Genomic DNA, 24,974 nt, shown 5'->3' on the forward strand with positions numbered 1-24,974 from the left:
CGTTTTCTCTCGTGCGCTCATGCAGCGGTTAAGTATTTTACACTATCTAGTACGAACTCACAAGAGAAAAATACTCATTGTTTTTGCCATTTTTCGCAACTTGCAGCGGAACGTCGAACAGCGAGCTCATCATCTGGTCGGTCAGCATCTCCTCTTTCGCCCCGTCAGCGAACAACCTTCCCTCTTTGACCAGGACCAAACGTTTGATCTCGGGGATGATGTCCTCCGGATAGTGGGTGATCAGCACGATACCCTTGCCCGCCTTTGCAAGGTCGCGCATGCTCGAGCGCACATAGTACATGCCTTCCGGGTCCAGGCCCGTGCACGGCTCGTCAAGCAACAACGTGCTCGGATCGTGCACGAGGGCGCGAGCGAAGAGCACGCGGCGTGCCTGACCGCTCGACATGGTCATGATGTCCTGATCGGCAAGCTTCGCCACGCCCAGCATCTCCATAGCCTCAAGCGCCTTCGTGTGCGTGCGCTCATCCGGATGAACGTGACGCGGAAGGCCGAGCGTGCCGAACAGGCCGCCTTCCACAATATCCACGGCAGGTAGATGGACGTTGATCTGCGCCTGCATGGTAGATGACACGATTCCCAGCGTTTTGCGCACATCCACCAACGTCGCACGCGGGTTGCCGTTGAACTTCACCGGAGGCTGCTCACGGTATAGCGGCATCATCTCCCTGGTGATCAGCTTCACGAACGTCGATTTGCCGGCGCCGTTCGGACCTAAAAGCGCGATGTTCTCCCCTTTAGCAAGCAAGAACTTATCAACGTGCAGGATTGTACGGCCCGCTCGCACGACCTTGGCATCGTTGAGCTCGAACAGAGGCTGCACTTCGGTGTTTTCTTCGCTCATACACCCATTCCTTCCCAAACGAAGAAGGGAACCCGTTGAAACGGGTTCCCTTCTTATACTTGCTTCACGCGCCCTTGCAGGCTAGTTTGCCGAAGACTTTCCATCTGCGTCGGCAGCGCTGGCGGAGTTGTCAGCGGAACCATCGGTACTGGCAGAGGCGTCTCCATCCGTCGAGTCAGCAGCCGAAACGTTGGTATCGGCGTTATCAGTGCTGTTGGAATCCTCGGTCTGATACTTGGACATATCAACGTCGTAGGGCAGGCCGGAGGGCATGTCGTTGATCTTGAGGTCAGAAGACTCCTTCTTCTCCTTCAGCCAGTTCTGGTAGTTCGTAGTCTGGCCCTGAGACTGCAGCGACTGCTTGATGGTCTCCTGCCACTCGGAGGGAATCTGGTCGAGGCTGGTGATCTTCACCGTCTCGGTGCCGTCGTCGGCTTTCTCCTTCGGAGCGTTGTACACGTCGGTGCACTTGATGATATGGATGCCGTAGCTGCTGGTAACCAAACCGCTGACCTGGTCTTTTTCAAGGCCGCTCAGCGCATCCGTGTACTCCTTCACAAACGAGCTGGTCTTATCCCAACCCACATCGCCGCCAGCGTCCTTGGAACCCGTGTCCTTGGAGTACTGCTTGGCAGCCTCGGCGAAGTCGAGCTCACCGGAGTTGATCTTGTTCAGCACGTCCTGAGCGGTTGCCTCGTCATCGGAATCGAACAGGATGTGGCTGGAACGCTTGGCGCCGTCGTAGGCGCTGGCGTACATCTGCGCGTACTGGAGCATGTCGTCGTTGGAAGGCTCCTCGCTGGAGGTGAAGGTGTTGTACAGCTCCTTTGCCTTCAGCTGCAGCTCGATCTCGGAACGATACTCGTCCTCGGTCATGCCAGCCTGCTCGAGAGCGGACTGCCACTTCTCGTCGCTGTCGTAGTTGGACTTCATCTTGTCGACATAGCTATCGACCTCGGAGCTGTCGACGGTAACGCCCTTTTCCTCGGCGCCGGAGTTGATAAGCTCGCGCGTGACGTACGTGTTGATGATCTGCTCGCGCACGCCTGCCGGATCGGTGCCCATCTGAGCCAGGTAGTTGCCCCAAGAATCCTCGTCGGTCAGACCCTGCTGCTCGCGAACGCTTTGGATATAGTCGGTAACCGTGTCCTCGTAGATTTCGGTACCGTTAATGGTGGCGGCCACCGCGCCCGAACCGGAGTTCTGGTTATTGCTGGAGCAGCCGGCAACGCCCATGATGCACGCCGCCGAAAGACCCATCGCGCAAACCGTTGAGATAATGCGAGATGCCTTCATAAAACCCTTCCTCAAACGCACAAAACCGCTGGATAAACGCGTCCCACGGTCAAATCGAATGTCTCGTGCGTATTTTCCCACACGGCGGAATACGCCTTTCTCCCAGCACAATATGCCCATGCAGGTTTCACAGGAGATTGGGTTTTCCTACAACATTCGGGGTACTTCCCCATAAGAAAAGGCGGCCCGGAGGCCGCCTTTTGGAGTTCAAGCTGATTCTATCGCGCTTTGCCAGCGCTTAATCACACCACGTCCGAATGCAAGTTCGATACGGAAATGGCTTTTGCGCTATTTCTTGTTCGCCTTCTTGCGCTCGATGGTGCTCAGGATGCGCTTGCGCAGGCGGATGGACTCGGGAGTGACCTCCACCAGCTCGTCATCCTCGATATACTCCAGCGCCTCTTCGAGCGTGAAGGTGATCGGCGGGGTCAGCTGGATGGCCTTGTCCGCAGTGGAGGAACGCTGGTTGCCCAGGTTCTTCGTCTTGGACACGTTGACCACCATGTCGCCTTCCTTGGCGGACTCGCCGACGATCATGCCCTCGTAGCACTCGTCGCCGGGCTTGACGAACAGACGGCCGCGCTGCTGCAGGGTATCGAGCGCATAGGCGACGGCCTTGTCGGTTGCCATAGCGATCATGCAGCCGTTCTTGCGGCCGTCCATCTCGCCGGAATACGGGCCGTACTCGCGGAAGTGATGGAACAGCACCGCCTCGCCGTGCGTTGCGTTGAGGATGCGGGTCTTCAGGCCCATGGTGCCGCGGGACGGGATGCTAAACGTCAGGTGAGTCATGCTCTCGTCGGAGAACATGTCCTCCATGATGCCGCCGGCGGTGCCCATGACCTCGATGGCCTTGCCGGAGTAGTCGTTCGGCACGTCGACGGTTGCTTCCTCGATCGGCTCGAGCTTGTTGCCGTGCTCGTCGTTCTTGTACACGACCTGCGGACGGCCGACCTGGAACTCGAAGCCTTCGCGGCGCATGGTCTCCATGAGAACGGACAGATGCAGCACGCCACGGCCGGCGACGCGCACGCCGGACTTATCCTCGGTCTCATCGATGCGCATGGAGATGTTGCTCTCCTTCTCGCGCATGAGACGCTCCTTGAGCTGACGGGCGCCGACGATGTCGCCTTCGCGACCGACCAGCGGGCTGGTGGAAGCCTCGAACACGACCGCCATAGTGGGCTCCTCGACGGCGATGGGCTCCATCTCCACCGGGTTCTCGGGGTCGGTGATAACGTCGCCGATGTCTGCTGCCTCGACGCCGATCACGGCCACGATGTCGCCGGCATGGGCCTCGGAAACCTCGGTCTTGCCCAGGTTCTCGAAGGTGTAGACCTTGCGGATGGTGGCGTTGTACTGATTACCGTCGGGCTGCACGACCAGCACCTGCTCCTTTTCATGCAGGGTGCCGCTGTGCAGACGGCCAACGCCGATACGACCCTCGTAGCTGCTGTGGTCGACGGTGCAGACCTGCAGGGCCACCGGACCCTCGGCGTCCACATCGGGGCACGGGATCTCGTTGATGATGGTGTCAAGCAGCGGGATCATATCCATGTTGCCGTCATCGGGCTCCAGACGGGCATAGCCGTTGACTGCGGAAGCGTACACCACGGGGAAATCAAGCTGCTCGTCGGAAGCGCCCAGCTCGACCATCAGGTCGAACACCTTGTCCACAGCGCCCTCGGGATCGGCGTTGGGGCGGTCGATCTTGTTCACGACGACTACGATGCGCAGGCCGCGCTCGAGAGCATGGGAGAGCACGAAGCGCGTCTGGGGCTTGGGACCCTCGTAAGCATCGACGATGAGCAGGGCGCCGTCGGCCATGTTCAGCACGCGCTCCACCTCGCCGCCGAAGTCGGCATGGCCTGGCGTGTCGATGACGTTGATCTTGACGCCCTTATAGTGGATGGAGATGTTCTTGGACAGGATGGTGATACCGCGCTCGCGCTCCTGATCGTTGGAGTCCAAGACGCGCTCCTGCACTTCCTGATTCTCGCGGAACACGTGGGACGACCACAGCAGACGGTCGACCAGCGTAGTCTTACCATGGTCGACGTGCGCGATGATGGCAACGTTGCGAAGGCCTTCTTGCTTCATACGGGTGTGCTACTCCTCTTCAGATTCTTGCGCGATCTTGCGCTCTTCCCTATTCAATTCGTCAATATGCTCGGTAAGCGTGTTGATGGAACGTTGCGATGATACCACCTGGACAATGCCCCAGATGGCTGCAGTGCCGGCTATGGCGGCAACCACACCGAACAACCCAAAAGGACGTCGGCCGCAGAACAGGGCCACCAGCCCGCCGATAGCCGCCATGCCAAGGCCGTTGCGACGCTCGTCATACATCGCATCGCGTTGGCGCACCAGCTGCGTCCGGGCCGCGGCTATGCCGGCAAGGCGGGCATCGACATCGTCATAGGCCGCGCGCGCCGAACGCGCCGAGGACGAGGCGCCGCCAGCTTTCCTGCGACCTTTGGACGATGTCAGGAAATCGTAGGCCTCTTGCAGGTTCTTAAACTGCTCGGTTGCCCGGTCTTGCAGCTTTTTATTGGTGGCGAAGCGGTCGGGATGCAAAATCTGTGCCGTCTCGCGATAAGCGGTCTTGATATCCTCGTCAGTAGCGTCCTCATCCAATCCCAAGGCACGCAATGCTTCCAGACGGTTCATGACACCTCGCTTATCAGCTCGACCGTTTCCTACCTCGATACGAAAGCAGGCCCGTTTCCGGACCTGCGGGTAAAAAAATGCAGGCCCGTTTCCGGACCTGCAAATAATCTTAAATGGTGGAGGTTAGGGGGATCGAACCCCTGACCTCAGGCTTGCAAAGCCCGCGCTCTCCCAGCTGAGCTAAACCCCCAACTCGCACTTTACAATAATAAACGCTCCACCGGCAAACTCGGCTCACGGTGGAGCGTTTATCGCAAATACTGGTGGGCCCGAATGGATTTGAACCAGCGACCTCACGCTTATCAGGCGTGCGCTCTAACCAACTGAGCTACGGGCCCCTTCGAAAAGTGCTCGTCTATTATAACCAGGTCTTCCAAGAATGGTCAAGAAGAATTTTCAACTTTTTGAAAAATTATTTCCAACCGCTGTTTTACAGAAGAAACCGCAGGTCAGGGCCTTAATCACGCGTATAATCCCATATAAAGAGGGGTCTGAAGGGCTCGATATTATATATGAGTGAATCGCTTATAGTTAGGAGCAGGCTTGGTTCCCATCGCCGTGCAAAAGATCATTATCGGAAGCGCACCAGGTCCTTCCATCCTTGTGCTGCAGCCTATCGAGGAGAGCCCCGTGCGTGGCGTATCGCGCATCGTGCCCATTATGGTGGGCGCCGCCGAAGCGGCTCAGCTGCACTTGGCTATCACGCATACCAAGGTTGCACGCCCCACGACGCACGACCTGCTGCTCGACTCCCTCACCAACCTTGATGCAAGCGTCGACCACGTCCTTATCGACAAGGTGAAAGGATCGCTGTTTTTCGCGAAGCTCACGCTGAGCCAACACGGGAGGCTCATCGAGCTGGACGCCCGCCCAAGTGACGCTCTGTCCCTTGCTTTGCGCGAAGATGCCCCGCTCTATATCAACGAGGACGTCCTAGAGCGCGCTTCTTACCCCTACATCGTTCGAAAGCCCATCGAGGACGAGTCCTCCGAATTGGAGCTTGAGGAGTTCCGCTCGTTCCTGGAGGACCTCGACCCAAAGGACTTCTCGTAGCACTGCGGCGACCACCATACCCGCAGACCAACACTCCACGTGATCAGCCTGCCCAACCGCACCCTCCTATTGAGATGTTTCACGTGAAACATCTCACGCTGCCGTACGGCAACATGCCCATGCAACAAGAAAGCCGCCCCTTACGGAGCGGCTTTCCCTATTGTTTGCGTATGCCTGAAGCTGGCTACTCTTCCATCTCGTCGATGGACGACTCATCCAGCTCTTCGGCGCCATCGGCATTTGCGGCGTGTTTCTTCTTGCCGTGGGCGGCGATGGCGACGGCGGTCACGCGATCGTCCTCGGCAACGTTCATAACACGGACGCCCTGCGTGGAGCGGCCGAGCTCGGAGATGCCCTCGACGGGGGTGCGCACCACGACGCCCTCCTCGGACATGATCATGATCTCATCGTCGGCACCGACGATCTTCATAGCGGCCAATAAGCCCTTCTTCTCCGTCATGGTGATGGTGAAGACGCCCTGACCGCCGCGATGATGCGACGGATACTCGGAGATGGGCGTACGCTTGCCGTAGCCCTTCTCGGTGATGACGAACAAATCGGTCTCGGGGCGAGCGATCTCCATGCCGAGCACCTTGGCATCGGCCGGCGCGTTCATGCCGCGCACGCCCATGGTGCCGCGGCCCATGGCGCGCACTTCGTCCTCGGGCCACATGATGGCCTTGCCGGCGGACGACACCATGATGACGTTCTCACCCTGAGCCACGCGGCGCACACTGATAAGGCGGTCGCCGTCCTTGAGGTTGATGGCGATAAGGCCGTCACGGCGCGTACGGTCGTACTGCTCCATGGACGTCTTCTTCACCATGCCGTACTCGGTGGCGAACATAAGGTACTCGTCGGTCGGGAAGTCCTTCGTCGCGATGACGGCGCTGATGGTCTCACCCTTCTCGAGCGGCAACAGGTTCACGATGGCCGTGCCGCGCGCATGACGGGATGCCTCGGGCAGCTCGTAGACCTTCAGGCGGTACACCTTGCCCTTCGTGGAGAAGAACAGCATGAAGGAGTGCGTGGACGCGACGAACAGGTGCTCGACGTAGTCGTTATCCTTCAAGTTCACCGCCTGCATGCCCTTGCCGCCGCGCTTCTGCTGACGGTACGTGGCAACGGGTAGGCGCTTGACGTAGCCGGCCTTCGTGACCGTGACCACCATACTCTCCTCAGCGATGAGGTCTTCGACATCGAGATCCTTGGCAGCATCGGAGAGCTGCGTTCTGCGGGGGGTGTCGAATTTCTTCTTGATCTCCTGCAACTCCTCCTTGATGATGTCGCGCACCAGCTGAGGGTCGGAGAGCACGCGGTTGTAATACGCGATCTTCTCGCGCAGCTCTTCCAACTCGGACTGGATCTTCTCGCGCTCTAAACCGGTCAGGCGGCGCAGACGCATCTCCAGGATGGCCGTGGTCTGCTTGTCGGTAAGGCCGAAGCGCTCGGTCAGTCGAGCCGCCGCCTCCTTGTCGGTTTGCGAGGAGCGGATGATGCTGATGACCTCGTCGATGTGGTCGAGTGCAACCACATAGCCTTCCAGAATATGGGCGCGCTCCTCGGCTTTGGAGAGCTCGTAGCGCGTACGACGCACGATGACGTCTTCCTGATGGGCGATGTAGTAGTGCAGCGTCTCCTTCAGGGAGAGCACGCGGGGCACACCGTCGACGAGCGCCAGCATGATGACGCCGAAGCCCACCTGCAGCTGCGTGTGCTTATACAGCTTGTTGAGCACCACCTGCGGAATGGCGTCCTTCTTCAGCTCGATGATGATGTCGATGCCGTGGCGGTCGGCGCCGTCGTGGATGTTCGAGATCTCGGGAAGCTTCTTTTCGCGAACCAGCTCGCCGAGCTTCTCAAGCAGGCGCTGACGGTTCACCTGGTACGGGATCTCCGTGACCACGATGGAGTTTTTGCCGTTCTTGCCCTCTTCGATCTTGCACTTCGCGCGCACGGTAAGGCTGCCGCGGCCCGTCTCATAGGCATCCAGGATGCCCTTCTTGCCCATGATGATGCCGCCGGTCGGGAAATCCGGGCCGGGAAGGGCAGTCATGAGCTCGGCGGTGGAGACCTCGGGGTTGTCGAGCATCATGCACGTGGCGTCGATGGTCTCGCCGAGGTTATGCGGCGGGATGTTGGTCGCCATGCCGACGGCGATGCCGTTGGAGCCGTTAACCAGCAAGCTGGGGAAGCGCGCGGGCAGGACCGTGGGCTCTTCCAGGCTTTCGTCGTAGTTGGGCTGGAAGTCGACCGTTTCCTTGTCGAGGTCGCGCAACAACTCCATGGCCGCCTTGCCCAGACGCGCCTCGGTGTAACGCATTGCTGCTGCCGAGTCGCCGTCGATGGAGCCGAAGTTGCCATGGCCGTCGATAAGCGGAACGCGCATGCTGAACGGCTGGGCCAAGCGCACCATGGTGTCGTACACGGCGAAGTCACCATGGGGGTGATACTTGCCGATAACGTCGCCGACGGTACGGGCCGACTTCATATGAGGACGGTTCGGCGTATAGCCGGACTCGTTCATGGCGTACAGGATGCGGCGATGGACCGGCTTCAGGCCGTCGCGCACATCGGGCAGAGCGCGGCTGACGATGACGCTCATGGAATACTCCAGGAACGAAGAAGCCATCTCCTTGCCCAGATACGCCGCACGAACGGTGGTGCCTTCGCCGCCGTTTGCATCCTCGATGATGGAGCCGTGGGGGTTGGCGACGGTGGACATGTCGATAAGCGAACGGGCCTTGTCCTCTTCGGACACCGGGCCCGACGTTACCGTATGGCCGGGCTCGGGCTGCTCGACGTCCTGCTCGCCGGCGTCCGTCGCGTCTTCCTCGGAGGCATCGACCAAGCGCTTCAGGTCGTCGGGAAGCTCCTCGCCGCCCTGACCATCGCGGTTGTCAGTGTTATCTGCCATTCAATTCTCCTAGATGTCCAAGAATCTAACGTCGCGGGCGTGCTTCTGGATGAACTCCTTGCGCGGCTCGACCTGATCGCCCATAAGCTCGCTGACCGTGCGCTCGGCCTCGGCGGCATCGTCGATGCTCACCTGCAGAAGCGTGCGGGTAGCAGGCTCCATGGTGGTTTCCCACAGCTGCTCGGGGTCCATCTCGCCCAGGCCCTTGTAGCGCTGCACGTCGAACTTCTCGGAACCGCCCATTTCCTCGAGCTCGCGGCTCAGGCTGTTCTCGTCGTAGATATAGCGCTCGATCTTCGTGGAGCGGGTGTTCTTCTTCTTCACGCCGAAAATGGGCGGGCATGCGATGTAGACATAGCCGCGGTTGATGAGCTCGGGCATGTAGCGATAGAAGAACGTCAGCAGCAGGATGCGGATGTGCGCGCCGTCGACATCGGCGTCGGTCATGATGATGATGCGGTGATAACGCGCCTGGTCGGCGTCGAAGTCCTCGCCGATGTTCGTGCCGATGGCCGTGATGAGCGAGCTGATGGTGTCGCTGGAAAGGGCGCGATGCAGGCCGGCGCGCTCGACGTTCAGGATCTTGCCGCGCAGCGGCAGGATGGCCTGCGTCTTGCGGTCGCGCGCCTGCTTGGCGCTGCCACCTGCGGAATCGCCCTCTACAATGAAGATTTCGGACTCTTCGGGCTTTTTGGACGAGCAGTCCGCCAGCTTGCCCGGCAGGGAGAACGAGTCGAGCACGCCCTTGCGGCGCGTCATCTCGCGAGCCTTGCGGGCGGCCTCGCGGGCCTTCAGGGCCTGCGTTGCCTTGCCGATGATGCGCTTGGCCGGCGCGGGGTTCTCCTCCAGGTACTCGGCCAAACCCTGCGTGACGGCGTTCTGGACGAGTGGGCGGATCTCGGAATTGCCGAGCTTCGTCTTCGTCTGACCCTCGAACTGCGGGTCGTGCAGCTTCACGGAGATGACGGCGGCCAAACCCTCGCGAGTGTCGTCGCCGGAGAGGTTGCTGTCCTTCTCCTTCAGGATGCCCTTGCTGCGCGCGTACTCGTTGATGGTGCGCGTGACGGCCTGCTTGAAGCCGTCGAGGTGCGTGCCGCCCTCGTGCGTGTTGATGTTGTTGGCAAACGCCATGACGGAGTTCGCAGAGAACGACGTGGACCACTGCATGGCCACCTCGACCGTGCCGTCGGCGCTTTCGGCCTCGAAGTAGATGGGCTTGTTCAGCGTTTCGCGGCCCTCGTTAAGATAGGTCACGAAGTCGATGATGCCGCCTTCGTACTGGAATACATCGCTATGCGGTTCGGGCGAGGCATCCGACACGATGAGGCTCGGGTTGGCGCGCTCGTCGGTCAGCGTGATCTTCAGACCCTTGTTCAGGAACGCCATCTCACGGAAGCGCGCCGCAAGCACGCTGTAATCGTAGATGGTGGTCTCAGTGAAGATCTCGGGGTCGGGCCAGAAGGTGACCGTGGTGCCGGTGTGGTCGGAGGTGCCCACCTCGTGCAGCTTCTCGCAGGTTTTGCCCTGCTCGAAGGCGATCTGGTATTCCTTGCCGTCGCGGCGCACGTTCACCTGGACGCGCGTGGACAGCGCGTTCACAACCGACACGCCCACGCCGTGCAGGCCGCCGGACACCTTGTACCCCTCGCCGCCGAACTTGCCGCCGGCGTGCAGAACGGTCAGGACGACCTCGACCGTGGGGATCTTCTCCTTGGGATGCTCATCGACCGGGATGCCGCGTCCGTCGTCGGAGACGGTGATGGAGTTGTCGGGGTGAATGGTCACCTCGATATGGCTGCAGTAACCGGCCAAAGCCTCGTCGACCGCGTTGTCCACAACCTCGTAAACCAGGTGGTGGAGACCGCGCGGGCCCGTGGAGCCGATATACATGCCAGGACGCTTGCGAACGGGTTCAAGGCCCTCGAGGACCTGAATGTCCGAGCCGTCGTAATGATCAGGTTTTGCTGCCACTGACACGCTCCTCTAGTATTGAATGTTTCGATTCCGGATGGTTCTGGAACCTAATAATTCTACCACAACGAGTCTTGGCACCGGGGCTCTCCACTCCCTTTACAGGCCTTCAGATGCCTTCTAAGGCATGATTTTCGCTCTAAAGACCACTTTTGCCGTTTTTTGAGCTTCCTGGCTTTTCGCTTGCCTCCAAGGCTTTCAGGATAGATTCCCTGAGGCGCCTGTCCTCAACGCAGGCGGCCTGCTCGCGCAAACGGGCCGCGGCCTCGGAGCTGATAAGCGGCTCCGGGGTGCGCGAGTCCTGGGCCGCCTGCTGCGCAGCGCGCGCAGCCTCCTCGCGAAACGGGTGGCGGGCCTTCATGTCGAAGCGGGCGGGCTTGATGGAGAACAGGGCCACATGCTCGCCCTGCTCGTTGAGGCGGATCTTCAGCATCTCCTGGCGGGCATCGATATCCGAGCGGATCATGGCATCGTCGCAATACACCACGAGCAGGGTCTTGCCTGCGGGCACGCGCGCTGCCATGGGGTCATTGGCCTGCTCGGGCTTCATGATGTACACGCCGTTGGTATGGTCGAGCACGAGCGGCGCCGAATCGCGATACACGGCCTCCACCGCGCACTTCCAGCGCACGTGCACCTCCGCAACGCGCTGGGAACGCGCTGCCTGCACGCCGGAGGCGCCGAGGCTTCGCAGCAATTGCTGCAGCCCGCTGCCGAGATCGGCCATCATTCACCGTCCTTCCGCTCAAGGGGCAAGCGCACGACGCGGGCCGCTGCGAGCAGATCCTCGTCGAAATACGCCAGGTTCGCCGTGGTTATAAACGTTTGGATATCCCCTGAGACGAACTTCACCAGCGCGCGGCGGCGCTGCCCATCAAGCTCGCTCATCACGTCATCGAGCAACAGCACCGGCTGCTGGCCCAGAAGGTCGCAGATAAGCGTGACTTCCGCCAGTTTGAACGCCAGCACCGCCGAGCGCTGCTGGCCCTGGCTTCCATACACGCCCACCGGGCGCCCTTCGACGAAGAACTCGATACGGTCGGCGTGAGGTCCCACCAGCGCGCGATGGCGGGCACGCTCTTGCGCCATCGACGCCGTAAGAGCCGCGGCGAAACGTTCGCGAGCCTCGTCGCGATCGAGCGTTTCGCCGGCATCGAGCCATTCACCCTCGGCAAGCCACGACGGCGCATAGCGGGCAGACAACGTTTCCCGGTTCCCCACGATCTCGGCGTAATAGCTTGCCATGGAAGCCGCCAGCTTGCCGAACAGGGCCGCCCGATAGCACACCAGCTGAGCACCGCAGGTGACCATCAAGTCGTTCAAGCTTTCCACCAAAAGCGGCGATGCCTCGTCTTTCAGCAGCGAGTTCTTATGACGCAGCACCTTATCGAAGTCCCGGCGTATCAGGTAATGGTTGCGCGAAAGTTGCGATCCCACGGAGTCGAGCGCGTTGCGGCGGGTAGTACCCGAACCCTTCGCCAGATTTAGATCGTCAGGGGTGAACGTGACCGAGGGGATGACTCCCTTCAGGTCCGCTGTACGCTTTTGCTTGCCGTTGAGGGTGAACCGGCGTTTCCCCGCCTCGATCGTCAGGCCCAGCTCCAGTAACCTGTTCTCGTCGGCGGCGGTTGCATGCAGGCGCGCAAAATCGGCGCCATCGCGCACAAGCTGCACTCCGGTGGGATTCCTGAACGACGTTTGCGCCGTAAGCAGCTGAATCCCTTCCACGACGTTGGTTTTGCCGACGGCATTGGGCCCCACTAGCACAGTCAGGGACCCGATGTCGCTCAAGCGGAAATGCTCATAGCTGCGGAAATCATCGAACGAAACGTCTTTGATGCGAAGGCTCATGCAACGCCTTCGTTGTTAGGAGATGCGCACAGGCATGACCAGGTACAGGAAGTTCTCGCCTTCGCCGGCTTTGAAGATGCCCGGTTTCATGCCCGACTGGACTTCCAGGAACACGTCATCGGTGTTCACCGAACCCAAGCCGTCGAGCACGTATGCGTAGTTGAAGGCGATCTCGACGTTGTCACCCTCGCCCTGGCACGCCAGCGTCTCCTGAGCGCTGCCCACATCCTGGGCGGCGGCGGAAAGCTGCACGGTCTGGCTTTCCACGTCGATGGCGAACTTCACCGGCGAGCTTTGCTGACCCAGAATCGACGTACGCTTCACGCCGGAGACAAGGTGGCTCACGTTGAGGCGCACGCGCGTCGCATAGGAGTCGGGCAGCAGCTGACGATAGTTCGGGAAATTGCCCTCGATGCGACGGTTGATGAACACGGTGTCGTGATATGTGACCACGATCTGGTTCTCCGCCAAGGCGATGGTCAGCGGGTCGTCCGTACGCGTCAGGGAGGCAAGCTCCTGCAGGAACGAGCCGGAGATGACGGCCTGGAAGCCCTCTGCCGCGGGCTCGCCAAGCTGAGCCTCGGTGATGGCAAGGCGATAGGAGTCGGTTGCCACCATCTTCAGCGTTTCGCCCTCGAACGTGATGAGCACGCCGGTGAGGATGGCGCGGCTCTCATCCTTGGATACCACGCGCGCCACGCGCTTGACCATGGATGAGAATTGGGAGAACGGAATGGAGATAGCCTGCTGGGTATCAACATGAGGGAATCCCGGGAAGTCCTCGGCATCCAACGTCTTGATGGAGAACGAAGAAGCGTCGCACGTGATGACGGCGGAATCCTCGCCCGTTTCAACATGCACGGCAGCATCGGGCAGGTTCTTCACGATGTCGAAGAACAGCTTGCCGGGAAATACCGAGCGGCCCTCCTCTTCCACCAAGGCAGGGATGGTGAATTGAATGGACAGCTCCAAGTCGGTTGCTTGCAGCGTCAGGTTGTCGTTATGGGCATCAAGATAGATACCCGAAAGAATGGGCAGCGTGGAACGGGTGGCAATGCCCTTGAGCACAACGGCGAGCGCATCCTGCAGTTCCGATTGGTTGATGCTGAATTTCACTGGCTCCTCTTTCCTTTTACGTAAGACGTTGGTCCATGATAGATGGTTCATGCAACGTTGTTATTTATCTTCAATGCTTTTCTTTTAATAATAGGTTTTTGAATAGTAGTAATAATAAGCGCGGTGGAAATGTTGAGAACTCGCAAAACTCCATGTCATCCTTGAAAAGTAATTCAACTTCGAATGTGGGTTGCCTGTTCCCTCCATCCACCGCGATTATTGACTACATTATCTTTCCCCTTGAGTTCGATGGTTTTCGCCATGTTTTACGATGTTTATCCCCATGTTTTCCCGAATCCTTTAAAGTGCCTGGTCAACCTGGTTGTTTCACGTGAAACATTGCGTTTTTTCTCGATGGTGTTGCGTTATAGCTCGCGAATGATCTGCCTGAGCGCTTCCATCTCTTCGCGGGCTACGCGGTTCTCCTTCATCTTCGCCTCGATGTTGCCTACCGAATACATGATGGTCGAGTGGTCCCTGTTGAACTTCTTCCCAATGTCCCCGTAGGGGATGTCGAGCAGCTGTCGGCACAGGTAAATGGCGGTTTGGCGTGCGTGGGCGATGTTGCGCGTCCTCTTCTTTCCCACGATGTCGGTGTGGCTGACCTTGAAGAAGTCCTCCGTCACCTTCAGGATGTCGTCTGCGGTGAGCCTTTTGCTGGGGCCGCCTGAGAAGTGGTTCTCCAGCAGTTTGCGCACGTCGGCCACGGTGATGTCCGAGCCTTCCCCGCATTTCATCTTGACGATGACGTTGGTCACCGCGCTTTTCAGCTCTCGGATGTTCGATCCTGAACTCTCGGCGATGCATATCTGTACATCTTCGGGCATGTTGATAGGCCCGGATTGTTCCATATCCTCGTATTCGCGGATGAAGCTTTTGACGATACTCAGCTTGGTCTCGATCTCGGGCGGCTGGATGTCGAACGTGCCGCCGGAGTTGAAGCGCGTCTTATAGCGTTCGTCGATGTCGATGTTCTTCGGCGCGCGGTCGGCGGAGAGCACGACTTGTTTGCCTTGGCTTGTCAGCTTGTTGAATATCTGGAACATGATGTCGAGCGTCTGTTTCTTGCCCTGCAGTTGCTGGACGTCGTCGACGAGGAGGACGTCGGCTTCCTCGTAGTACATCTTGAAATTCTTGTAGCTAGACTTCTCCGTGTCGTGCGCCGCTGATGCGTCCATGTAGTCCTCGAGCAGCTCGTTCGAGTCTTTGTAGACAACCTGCAGGTTGGGCATGTTGCTGTTGATGTAGTTCTGTATCGCCCGAAGCAGATGCGTCTTGCCCAGGCCCGACCTTCCGTAGATGAACAACGGGTTCAGGTGCGGTTTGCCCGGGGTTTCGGCAACAGAGACGGCCATGGAATACGCCATGCGGTTCGAGTCGCCGATAACGAAGTTCTCGAACGTGAGCGTCGAGGTGACGGAGTTGTTCGGCGCAGGTTGACCGGTCTCGCCGCTATCGGTCGAGATGACCTGCGGGGTGGGATCTTCCGGGTTGGGAGCAACGGGTGTCGGAGCAGCTTGTTGCCCCGGTGCACTTGCGGGGGCGGCAATGGGGGCAGCGGTGGCTTGATGCTCCATTACGGTAGCCGGCGCTGCAACCGGGGCGGATGCCTGGGCTGCCGGCTGGCCGGGGGCGGGCTGCGTTGTAGTTTGAGCAGGCATCGCGGGCGGCGCTTCGGTTGCCGGCATCGTTGCTGTTGCAGGGACTGTTGCTTGTTGTGCGGCGACGGGATCGGCTGCTGCCGTAGCGGTGGTTTGCGCTGTCGTTTGCGGTGTGGGCGCGGGGGCTGCCGCCGCCGCTGCGGTCGGAGCGGGTGCGGCTGCCGGAGCCGGTGCAGCTTGCGGTGCAGGAGCCTGCGATTCGTCGATGCCGATGAGCACGTCGAAAGGCACCCCGCGAATCTCTTCGAGGGCGCGCTTGATGTGGTCGATGTAATGGCGCTCGATGAAGTTCTTGATGAATTCCGTATTAGCGGTCAGCATCATGAACCCGTCGCTTGCGGCCTGGGGAAATAGCTGGCTGAACAGCGCATCCACCTGGGGGCCTATGATTCCCTCATAGCTTTTAACGCGGCTGCATACCTCCGCCCATAGCTGATTGATTTCTTCCGTGTTCATAAGCAGGCCTTTGATCATGCGCGCTCGGGAGTGTTCACCTTGCGCGGTTTCGGTTTGTTGAAAACTGATAGTCGCCGTGTTTTACAGCAGCTGTGCAACCTGGATGCCCAGGTTCGTGAGCATGCGCTTTTTGCCGGACATTTTCAAAAGGCCGATACCTTCCAGCTTTTTCAGCGTGTTATGCACACTTGATTGCGCTGCTCCGGTCAGTTTGACCACGTCCGATACACCCAGCACCCCTTCTTTCAGGTAGATGACGAGGAAGTCCTTCTCGCGCTGGGATAGTGACGCGATGATCGGCTGTGCGTCCACCGGCGCGGGCTGGATCTGCGGTTGCTGCTGCAGTTGCTGGCCGTAGGGATATCCCATCGGTTGCTGGATTGGTGCTTGCATGTAGCCCTGCTGAGCAGCTGGCGCATATCCGGGCTGCGCGAACTGCTGAGGGGCTGCGTATGCCACCTGCGGAGCCTGCTGATATGCCTGCATAGGCGGCTGGGCCGCAAACCCCGGTGCGTATTGGGCCGAAGGCTGAGCGTATGCGGGCTGGGCGTTGTATGCGGGTTCATGATCCTCCTCGGCGATTCGATAGCGCGGTGCCGTGGTTTCGGGATGCTCTGCATCCTCGTCTTCCTCGACGTGGTCGATCTCCAGTTCCTTGGGGAGCTGAGGATTGCTGCCGTTGGCGCTGATGGTTACCACCGATCCGGTGCCGAGGTTGTCCTCGATGCTGATGGTTCCGTGGGTGAAATCGAGGTATTCCTTCACAATGGGGAGGCCCGATCCTACGCCGCGGATGTAGCTTTTCATGGGCTCGATGGCGGAGGTGAATCCGGGCAGTTGCGCACGGTCTTTGCAAGCGATGCCCGGCCCCTGGTCTGCGAAACGGATGGTGCAGCCATGATCGAGGATGGATACCGTGGCTTCTTGGAATCGTGCGTGTATGAAATTCTCCGAAACCTCGCGGATAACCGTATAGGGAATGGTGCCGCCTGCCGCCTGCGATTGCTGGTATACGTTCGTTGCCAGGCTTTCGATGAATTCGCCGGTGGGAGCGGGCTGGATTTCGGTGACACGCGGCGCGCTCAGCAAGTTGTCGTATAGGGCGATGCGTGCAACCGAATTCACGTGAGTGAAGTCGAAACCCTCATCATCGTTGTTTTCAGGCGATTCCTGATGCTGTTCTTGCTCGCTCATCTGCGCTTTTACCGCTTTCCACATTCGTTGTTTTCCAAAGTTTTACACATTTTCGGGAAAAATCCTTGAAAAGTGTACCTTCTTTTCCCATCGAATTCCATTCAACTGGGCAAATTCCGGAATCGAATGTGGAAAAATCACTATCGATTGAAAGTTTTTCACAACGATGAACTCACCGTTCCCTCTGTTTTCCACTTTCTATTCAAAGATTGTTGAAAACTGGAATGAAAACTCGAATAAGTGTGAAAAACAGAGGTGCAAAGGTTTTCGACATTGTTGAAATTCCAGGTTGTTCCGACCCGTTCCGACGGCTTTTTTCAACTGGTGAGAGGATTTTGCTGCAGGGATCGGAAAGCACCAGGTCAGTTGTGCGTTTTGGTGAAAAGCAACCTAGTGGTGCCATAAAGAACGGAAAAATGCCTGTTCAGAAGCGTGTTGAAAACTATGCACATGATTAATTGCCTGGTCAAGCGCTTGCCTGCTTACGGTTTTGAGCGACCGGAAAACGCGCGTTTCGATATTTTTCCACAGCGATTTTCGAATGAATTCCAAGTTTTCAACGTTTTCCACAATCGCCTGAATCGCTCAATGAGGAGAGATAAGTTTTTTCAGCCGTTAGGTGCGGATTTTGGGGTGCGTTTCCTTCTTTTCCCGAGCATTGATCGGTCGCAAGGTTCGTTTTCGTTGAATGTCGTTTCATTGCCCGCCTTGGTTTTCCACTGCTATCCCCTCATGTGTTGAGGGTAGGTGCTGCTGGTGATGATGGAGCGTGCTTCTCGCGCGATTTCCCTCGGGTTGCCGAAAGTGTGTCTCCGTTAGATGAAGATGATTTGGCGTCCCCAAGCAACGTAAAGGGAAATCCCTTTTCGATTTTTCCCTTACCGGTGCGTTCGAGCCGTCGAAAAGATGTCCCCACTAGATGTTGCGACCCATGTTTTCGATCCCCCAACGAATTGTTGAAAGCAACGTTTTCCGGTGCACTGGCAATGTTGTGGAAAACTTCGTGTTTTCGCAGGTGGGCTTTCATAATGTGGGTATCTTGTGCATCGGTTGGCATATATAGGTAAAAACCTTTTGACAGTCGGGCCGTTCCGGTTATACTCAACAAGTTGCTCTAAACCATGAAAGGGAAACGATATGAAGCGCACCTATCAACCTAACACTCGTAAGCGTGCCAAGTGCCACGGCTTCCGTGCCCGCATGGCAACCAAGGGCGGCCGCAAGGTTCTGGCTGCTCGCCGTGCTAAGGGTCGTAAGCGTCTCTGCGTGTAAAGAGTATTCGGTTGGAGACTATCAAGTCCAAAGCGGACATCTCCGATCTGTTCTCTAGCGGAAAGCGCCTGCGTACACCGTACCTTACGCTCATAGTGTTACCAGCGAAGCAGCACGGCCTTCACGGTCGTGTTGCTTTTATTGCAGGAAAAAAATCCGGTAACGCTGTATGGCGTAATAGCGCAAAACGTCGAATGAGAGCTATTTGCCATGAGCTGGGCGGCCCATTTCCGAATCTCGATGTGATATTTCTCGCGAAGTCGGGTATTTGCCGCGCTAAGTATAGTAAAGTGCTCGAAACATGCGACGAAGCGCTGAAGCGCGCTGGAATTCGGTAGGGTCTGATTGGAATGAAGAAAGGTTTCGGAAGCATACCATGCAAGGTGGCTATGTTTCTCATTACCTTTTATAGGGCGGCAATCTCGCCTATGTTCCCGTCGTGCTGCCGTTTTATCCCGACGTGCTCGGAATACGGGCTCATCGCGTTTCAACGCTACGGTTTCGCAAAGGGCTTAAGGCTGACGGTAAAACGTATTCTACGGTGTCGACCTGGAGGGCCGCACGGCTACGATCCCGTTCCGTAAGGGCGGGGCTTCAGCCGGCGGCTTTTTGTCGGTTAAAGGAAGGAAAACCATAGTATGTGGGAAGTGTTCAAGAACTGGATATTCGACATAATCCAATTCTTCTTTGGCTTCTGCCAAGACTGGGGCTTGGCTATCATCATCGTGACCATCATCTTCCGTGTGCTTATCTCCCCGTTGATGCATAAGCAGACGAAGTCTTCTTATCAGATGCAGAAGGTTCAGCCTCTGATGCAGGAGATTCAGACGAAGTACGCCAACGACCCGCAGCGCATGCAGGAGGAGATGCAGAAGCTTTACGCTGATGCTAAGTTCAACCCCTTGGCCGGCTGCCTCCCCATGCTCCTGCAGATGCCTATCTTCATCGCCCTGTTCCAGGTGCTGCGCGCGATGCCGAACTATCTGGGTTCCGATGAGGGTTACCAGTTCTTCAACCTGGTTCCTAACCTGGTTATGACGCCGTCTGGTGCGGTTGCCGGCGGCTTCGGCACGTTCCTTCCATACCTCATCCTCATGATCGTGTTTGCTGGCGCTACGTTCCTGCCCATGATCTTGATGCAGATGGGGCAGAAGGATAACCCGCAGCGTAACCAGACCATGATCATGGCTGGCGTCATGAGCTTGTTCATGCTGTGGATCAGCTGGAGCTCCCCCGCTGGCGTTCTTCTGTTCTGGGGCGTTTCCTCCATTATCGGCGTGTGCCAGCAGCAGATCTCCATGCGCATCATGAAGAAGCGCGATGCGGAGAAGGAGGAGACCATCGAGGTGAAGCCGATCGAGGTCGATGTCACCCGTAAGGCTAAAAAGCCGCGTCCGAAGAAGAAGGACACCTCCAAAAAGCATGCTTAATCGATTTTGCGTAATGGTGCGCGGTGTTTCACGTGAAACACCGCGCACTGTGGTTTTAGTTCTAAGGAGCTGCAAATGGCAGAAGAAGAGAACGTGGAATTGACCGCAGAAGAGGCTCAAGACGCCCAGGTCGAACAAGACGGCATCAGCGACGAGGATCTTGATCGCATCGCGGATACCGCCATCGCAACTATCCAGGACATCCTGAAGCACTTCGATGTCGGTGAGGTTACCATTGACGAGTACGAAGGCGATGAAGGCGAGCTTATCCTCGATATCACCGGTGACGACCTGGCTGTCCTCATCGGCCGTCATGGTAAGACCCTTGATGCGTTGCAGTTCCTGGTGTCTGCCATTACCGTTCGCACTATGGGCTTTCGTTATCCCGTTATCGTCGATGTTGAGGGTTACAAGAATCGTCAGCGAGAGAAGCTCGAGTCCATTGCTCGTAATGCTGCCGCAAAGGCTGCCAAGCAGCATCGCAGCGTGAAGCTTCGCCCCATGACTCCATATGAGCGTCGCATCGTGCATATCGCGCTTCGTGACGACGAGCGCGTTGAGACGGCATCTGAGGGAGAGGGCTCCGCGCGCCACGTTGTGGTTGTTCCGCTCTAGGCAGTTGCTTCTATTTGGCTCTTGGCTGATACTTCAGGAACCTACCAGGCCGCATCTTCGGATGCGGCCTCTTTGTTTTTCAAGGGGTTCATATCCTTGGAGTCCAATATGCTGCATGAAGGGTTAAAGTATGTTTCACGTGAAACAACAGGACAGAAGGAACGGTTCATGCACGAGGACTTGCTCAGGCGACATTTGGAGTTGGTTATCGAAGCCAACAAGACCACGAACATCACGCGCATCTCTTCTTGGGAAGATGGCATGGTGCTCCATGTGCAGGATTCCCTGCTTGGTCTTGATGCTTTGAATGCTTGTCCCGAAGGCTGCTATGCCGATATTGGAACGGGTGCAGGCTATCCTGGTATTCCGCTTGCCATTGAAACCGGTAGGCCTACGTTGCTAGTCGATTCCGTTCAGAAGAAGGTTCAAATCCTTGATGGCTTCATTGGGGAGCTGGGGCTTGACAACGTATCCACATATGCTGGCCGTATCGAAGATCTCGGTCGCGAGCAGGCTGGGGAATTTGCTGCGATTAGTGCCCGAGCGCTGTCGAAGCTTTCCGTTCTGCTGGAGCTCTCTTCCCCGCTGCTGAAGATGGGTGGCCGTCTTATCTGCTTCAAAGCCCTTGTCGAACAGGATGAGCTTGATCACGCTCGCGTCGTCGGCAAACAGGTTGGCATGGAACTGGTCGATGATCAGACCTACGAGCTTGATGATTACTCTCGCAGGATCCTGTGCTATGAGAAGGTTGCTAAGCCGAAGCTGAAGCTGCCTCGCAGAACTGGTTTGGCTCAGAAAAAGCCGCTGTAGCGATATAAGCCGTTCCCGATATTGTAGGGGCGGCTTTTTTCTTATCGAGGTTTCGTTGATTTCCGTTCAAAAGTCCCCATTGTGGGTTGGGGTTTTATACGCGTGAAACGAAACACGGTATACTAGCGTCTGAAACCATGAAAGGGGGTTCCTGTGGGATTTTTCGACGGCCTCAGGAAAGATAAAAAGCAAGCTGAGCCGGTTCAGCAGGAACAACGCGTACAGGAAGATACCGTTGAGGATGAGATAGCCATCGAGCACATCGAAGTGGTCGAGCGCGATCCTCATAGCTCGTCTGAGCCTGAGCCGCAGCCTGTTGAATCTCGCCCCGAAATCGAGCCTATGCCCATTCGCTCCTACCGCGATAAGAAGCCGGTGAAGCATGTGGTTGGCCAGACGAAGATCATGGCGATCATCAACCAGAAGGGCGGTGTGGGTAAGTCCACCACTGCAATCAATCTTTCCGCCGCGCTTGGTGAGATGGGCAAGCAGGTGCTTCTTGTCGACCTTGATCCTCAAGGTAATTCCTCAAGCGGCCTTGGTGTCGAGAAGAGTCAGGTGCAGAATTGCATCTACGATGTGCTGCTCAACGATGTTCCCGTCGAAGAGGTTATCATCCCCGATGTGTGCGAGGGTTTGGACTTGGTTCCGGCGACCATCAACCTTGCCGGTGCTGAGGTTGAGCTGGTTTCCGAGATGGCGCGCGAGAATCGCCTCAAGGATGCCATCGGGGCTCTTCGCGGTAAATATGATTACATTTTCATTGACTGCCCCCCTTCCCTAGGCTTGCTGACGGTTAACGCCCTAGTTGCCGCCGATAAGCTGCTTATCCCCATTCAATGCGAGTTCTATGCATTGGAAGGTGTGACAAAACTCCTTGATTCAATGAAACGTGTCAAAACTCGCTTGAATCCCACGTTGGATATCTACGGCGTGCTTATGACCATGTACGATGGTCGAACCACGCTGTCCCGCCAAGTGGTCGAGGAGGTGCGCAGCTATTTCGGGCGATTGGTGTTCGAGACGCTGATTCCCCGTACCGTAAAGCTTTCCGAGGCTCCTAGCTTCGGTCAACCGATAACCCTGTACGACCCTTCGGGCAAGGGTGCCCAGTCGTACATGAGTCTTGCTAAGGAAGTGATTGCCCGTGGCTAGGAATGGTCGTGGTGGTCTTGGTCGTGGTCTGAACTCGTTGTTGGGCGGTGCCTATGAGGAGGCTATTCCTCAGGAGGAGCCGCAACGTGTGCGCGTGGATGCCGAGCAGCCGCAGCAGTCTCAACCGAAGCCTCAGCCCGAGCGTGAAGTGATTCGCGAGACCGTTCCCGCGCAAAAATCGCCTGAGCCTCGGACGGCTCGCGAGGCCGTTACCTGCTCTTCCTATGAAGAGCAGGAGCCTGAGTCGATCGTTGAAAACGGCGTTGAGGTTACCATCAAGGGGGTTGCCCAGCGTGCTGCGCGTCCTGTTGTTCAGGAAGTGTTTGAGCGCACGGCAACGTCTTCTGCTGCTGTGCAAAACGACGGCGATGCGCAATCTCGTGAAGTGAACGAAGTGGGCATCAATGCGATTGCCCCTAACCCCGATCAGCCTCGTACGAATTTCAAGCGCGAAGAGCTGGAGGAGCTTTCCGCTTCTATCCAAAAAGACGGGCTTTTGCAGCCGATTCTGGTGCGTCCGCTTGAGGATGGCACGTATCAGATCATCGCCGGCGAGCGTCGTTGGCAGGCATCGAAGTTGGCAGGTTTGCAGCAAGTGCCTATTCGAGTTAAAGAAGCTAGTGATGATAAGGCTCTGGAGCTTGCGCTTATTGAGAACATCCAGCGTTCTGATCTTAATCCCATTGAGGAAGCGTACGGTTATCGCCGCATGATGGAACGATTGAACATGACGCAGGCTGAGGTTGCTCAGGCGATGTCGAAGGGTCGTTCCACGGTCGCAAATGCCTTGCGCTTGCTGGAGCTTCCCGAGGAAGCCCAACAGTTGCTGTTCGAGGAGAAGATTACCGCCGGTCACGCACGAGCTATCCTTTCCATTCCCACGAAAGAAGGACGCGAGCGTCTGACGCGTAAGCTGGTTGAGGAAAAGCTGTCTGTTCGCGAAGCCGAGGCTTTGGCGCGCTTGTTCTCCGGAAAGAAAAATGAGAACGCTAAGCCGAAGACTCCTGTGCCGAAGGAATATCGAAAGGTTGCCCGTACGCTTAAGGATGTTCTGGATACGCCGGTTAAGGTAAAATCCGTCAACGGTAAGAATAAGATTGAAATCGAGTTTAAGGACGAAGACGATCTCGAGCGTCTGTTCAAGGGTATTCTTGCTTCGAACCTCGCATAAGGGATTTCGATTTTCAAGCAAAGTAAACGAGTGATTATGTATTCGTTGCCGTCACCGGTGCTGAAGAAGTCAAGGGCATATTGAGTTGTCGATCTGATAACCCGATAGATATCGTGCGCTTTCGATTTAGGGGTTTGTGCCATTACGGGGAAGCGCGGCCTTTGTTCTCAGTGAGCGGTCATGTCTGCGAAGAAGAAACCTCCCGATGCTTTCGGTGATATCCAGGAAAGCATCGGGAGGTTATAGGGCTATGAAATCGGTTTGTGCTGCCTTTGCAAACGCGATAGGGCATCAATTGCTACCGTTTGCGGGGCCCGCACTTGATAAGCGCACTTGCTATCGTCCGTTCGTGAACGTGTTCTTCAGCTGTCCGCAGGCGCCGGCGATATCAGATCCCCTGGAATCTCGCAACGTGGTCTCTATCCCGTGACGGCCTGTTTCAGCGATCCATTTGTCGATGGTTTTGGAGGCGCTTGGCTTATACGGTGATTCAGGGATCGAGTTGATGGGAATCAGGTTTATATGGCAAAGCAATCCCTTGCAGAAGTCCAGCAGCGCCGTCAGGTCCGCATCAGTGTCGTTAACGCCATCGATCATGATGTATTCGAACGTGACGCGACGGTTCGTTTTCTCGATATAACGCAGCAGGCTTTGCTTAAGCTTTGGCAAGGGGAAACCGCTGGTTTTGGGCATCAGCTCAAGGCGTACATCCTGTCGTACTGCATGAAGGGACACGGCAAGTGTGAACTGCTCGGGCTCTTCCGCGAATCGGTCGATTCCAGGAATGATGCCGCACGTGGAGATGCAGATGTGACGCGCTCCGATACCCAAGCCTTTTTCGTCGTTGATGATGCGCAGCGCACCCAAGACGTTGTCGTAGTTCAGCAGCGGTTCGCCCTGTCCCATGCCGACGACATTGGTCACGCGACGCCCTATAAGGCGCTGTACTGTGACGATCTGATCGACGATCTCGCCTGCGGTTAAATTGCGCGTAAGGCCTTCTTTCCCCGTCGCGCAAAACGCACACGCCATAGGGCAGCCGGCTTGCGTGGAGAAGCAGACCGTAAGACGGTCGCCGTTGCGTGATGGGATGGCAACGGTTTCAACGCATACGCCGTCGTGGTATTCCAGGAGCAGCTTATGGGTGCCGTCGTTGGAAACGGCCTCCTCTAGCACGCTTGGCACGTATAACGGGTATTCCTCGGAAAGCTGGGCTCGAAGCTTAGCGGGCAGGTTGGTCATGTCTTCGTAACTTTGAGCGCCTTTGCTGTAGAGCCACTCGTAAAGCTGTTTCGCGCGAAAGGATGGTTGACCGAGTTCCTTCATAAGGGAAGCTAGGTCGCTTTGGGTGAAGTTTTTGATTGGTGTATTCATGCGGGTCATTATACCTGTTTCACGTGAAACATCAGCGCTTACCTTGCATGCTGTGAAGCCCGTGTGCGGGTTTTGCTATACTGCAGCAATACGATCTCTA

21 protein-coding genes and 2 tRNA genes are annotated in these 24,974 nt (G+C 57.3%); 9 read left to right on the forward strand and 14 right to left on the reverse strand.

The genetic code is table 11. The features are described 5' to 3' along the window. Positions 1-46: 46 nt before the first annotated feature. The 6 genes from DW178_RS01765 to DW178_RS01790 form a co-directional block, all read right to left on the reverse strand. Entirely contained in the window at positions 47-862 is an 816-nt protein-coding gene (locus DW178_RS01765; protein WP_118349406.1) for an ABC transporter ATP-binding protein, read from the reverse strand. Positions 863-943: 81 nt separating this feature from the next. Next, complete coding sequence (locus DW178_RS01770; protein ID WP_118349407.1) at positions 944-2,158, reverse strand: peptidylprolyl isomerase; 1,215 nt, start codon at positions 2,156-2,158, stop codon at positions 944-946. A gap of 288 nt (positions 2,159-2,446) precedes the next feature. Continuing rightward, entirely contained in the window at positions 2,447-4,258 is a 1,812-nt protein-coding gene (gene typA / locus DW178_RS01775) for a translational GTPase TypA (RefSeq protein ID WP_118349408.1), read from the reverse strand. Between the two features lie 9 nt (positions 4,259-4,267). Next, positions 4,268-4,828 carry a J domain-containing protein gene (locus DW178_RS01780; protein WP_118349409.1) on the reverse strand — a complete coding sequence of 187 codons (561 nt, stop codon included), beginning with the start codon at positions 4,826-4,828 and terminating at the stop codon, positions 4,268-4,270. A 114-nt stretch (positions 4,829-4,942) separates the two neighbouring features. Beyond that, positions 4,943-5,018 (reverse strand) — tRNA-Ala (locus DW178_RS01785). Between the two features lie 71 nt (positions 5,019-5,089). After that, positions 5,090-5,166: transfer RNA gene (locus tag DW178_RS01790), tRNA-Ile, on the reverse strand. Positions 5,167-5,371: 205 nt separating this feature from the next. Here DW178_RS01790 and DW178_RS01795 point away from each other — a divergent pair. Continuing rightward, positions 5,372-5,881, forward strand: a complete 510-nt coding sequence (locus DW178_RS01795; protein WP_118349410.1) for a bifunctional nuclease family protein — start codon at positions 5,372-5,374, stop codon at positions 5,879-5,881. A gap of 184 nt (positions 5,882-6,065) precedes the next feature. On the opposite strand, the gene gyrA is transcribed toward DW178_RS01795, so the two are convergent. The 7 genes from gyrA to DW178_RS01830 all read right to left on the reverse strand — a co-directional run bounded on the left by gyrA (position 6,066) and on the right by DW178_RS01830 (position 17,047). Further along, on the reverse strand, positions 6,066-8,606 hold the full coding sequence (gyrA, locus tag DW178_RS01800) for a DNA gyrase subunit A (protein WP_286168460.1): 2,541 nt from the start codon (positions 8,604-8,606) through the stop codon (positions 6,066-6,068). A 201-nt stretch (positions 8,607-8,807) separates the two neighbouring features. After that, complete coding sequence (gyrB, locus tag DW178_RS01805; protein ID WP_118349412.1) at positions 8,808-10,769, reverse strand: DNA topoisomerase (ATP-hydrolyzing) subunit B; 1,962 nt, start codon at positions 10,767-10,769, stop codon at positions 8,808-8,810. 139 nt (positions 10,770-10,908) lie between these two features. Further along, complete coding sequence (locus DW178_RS01810; protein ID WP_118349413.1) at positions 10,909-11,499, reverse strand: phosphoadenosine phosphosulfate sulfotransferase; 591 nt, start codon at positions 11,497-11,499, stop codon at positions 10,909-10,911. Next, positions 11,496-12,620, reverse strand: a complete 1,125-nt coding sequence (gene recF, locus DW178_RS01815) for a DNA replication/repair protein RecF (RefSeq protein ID WP_118349414.1) — start codon at positions 12,618-12,620, stop codon at positions 11,496-11,498. The genes DW178_RS01810 and recF overlap by 4 nt, the downstream gene beginning before the upstream one ends. Before the next feature lie 15 nt (positions 12,621-12,635). Continuing rightward, on the reverse strand, positions 12,636-13,736 hold the full coding sequence (gene dnaN, locus DW178_RS01820; RefSeq protein ID WP_042432291.1) for a DNA polymerase III subunit beta: 1,101 nt from the start codon (positions 13,734-13,736) through the stop codon (positions 12,636-12,638). Positions 13,737-14,101: 365 nt separating this feature from the next. Then, on the reverse strand, positions 14,102-15,853 hold the full coding sequence (gene dnaA / locus DW178_RS01825; RefSeq protein ID WP_118349448.1) for a chromosomal replication initiator protein DnaA: 1,752 nt from the start codon (positions 15,851-15,853) through the stop codon (positions 14,102-14,104). 81 nt (positions 15,854-15,934) lie between these two features. Continuing rightward, on the reverse strand, positions 15,935-17,047 hold the full coding sequence (locus DW178_RS01830; RefSeq protein ID WP_118349415.1) for an ATP-binding protein: 1,113 nt from the start codon (positions 17,045-17,047) through the stop codon (positions 15,935-15,937). Positions 17,048-18,184: 1,137 nt separating this feature from the next. Here DW178_RS01830 and rpmH point away from each other — a divergent pair. The 8 genes from rpmH to DW178_RS01870 all read left to right on the forward strand — a co-directional run bounded on the left by rpmH (position 18,185) and on the right by DW178_RS01870 (position 23,500). Beyond that, complete coding sequence (gene rpmH / locus DW178_RS01835; RefSeq protein ID WP_042432297.1) at positions 18,185-18,319, forward strand: 50S ribosomal protein L34; 135 nt, start codon at positions 18,185-18,187, stop codon at positions 18,317-18,319. Between the two features lie 11 nt (positions 18,320-18,330). Further along, positions 18,331-18,657, forward strand: coding sequence for a ribonuclease P protein component (gene rnpA, locus DW178_RS01840; RefSeq protein WP_081468856.1), 327 nt, complete (start codon positions 18,331-18,333; stop codon positions 18,655-18,657). A 12-nt stretch (positions 18,658-18,669) separates the two neighbouring features. Continuing rightward, entirely contained in the window at positions 18,670-18,903 is a 234-nt protein-coding gene (gene yidD, locus DW178_RS01845) for a membrane protein insertion efficiency factor YidD (protein WP_118349416.1), read from the forward strand. A 54-nt stretch (positions 18,904-18,957) separates the two neighbouring features. Further along, positions 18,958-19,749: a YidC/Oxa1 family membrane protein insertase gene (locus DW178_RS01850; RefSeq protein ID WP_118349417.1), complete on the forward strand. Its 792-nt coding sequence runs from the start codon at positions 18,958-18,960 to the stop codon at positions 19,747-19,749. 75 nt (positions 19,750-19,824) lie between these two features. Next, positions 19,825-20,364 carry a Jag family protein gene (locus DW178_RS01855; protein WP_042432302.1) on the forward strand — a complete coding sequence of 180 codons (540 nt, stop codon included), beginning with the start codon at positions 19,825-19,827 and terminating at the stop codon, positions 20,362-20,364. Positions 20,365-20,460: 96 nt separating this feature from the next. Then, positions 20,461-21,174 carry a 16S rRNA (guanine(527)-N(7))-methyltransferase RsmG gene (rsmG, locus tag DW178_RS01860; RefSeq protein WP_286168457.1) on the forward strand — a complete coding sequence of 238 codons (714 nt, stop codon included), beginning with the start codon at positions 20,461-20,463 and terminating at the stop codon, positions 21,172-21,174. A gap of 153 nt (positions 21,175-21,327) precedes the next feature. Continuing rightward, positions 21,328-22,329, forward strand: a complete 1,002-nt coding sequence (locus DW178_RS01865; RefSeq protein WP_353653286.1) for a ParA family protein — start codon at positions 21,328-21,330, stop codon at positions 22,327-22,329. After that, positions 22,322-23,500, forward strand: coding sequence for a ParB/RepB/Spo0J family partition protein (locus tag DW178_RS01870; protein WP_118349419.1), 1,179 nt, complete (start codon positions 22,322-22,324; stop codon positions 23,498-23,500). Before DW178_RS01865 ends, DW178_RS01870 begins: the two co-directional genes overlap by 8 nt. A gap of 336 nt (positions 23,501-23,836) precedes the next feature. Here DW178_RS01870 and rlmN read toward each other — a convergent pair whose 3' ends face one another. Further along, the gene (rlmN, locus tag DW178_RS01875; RefSeq protein ID WP_502695380.1) at positions 23,837-24,883 is read right to left on the reverse strand and encodes a dual-specificity RNA methyltransferase RlmN; all 1,047 of its coding nucleotides are present in this window, start codon (positions 24,881-24,883) and stop codon (positions 23,837-23,839) included. Between the last annotated feature and the right edge of the window lie 91 nt (positions 24,884-24,974).

Source organism: Eggerthella sp. AM16-19, assembly GCF_003474385.1.
GTDB lineage: Bacteria > Actinomycetota > Coriobacteriia > Coriobacteriales > Eggerthellaceae > Senegalimassilia.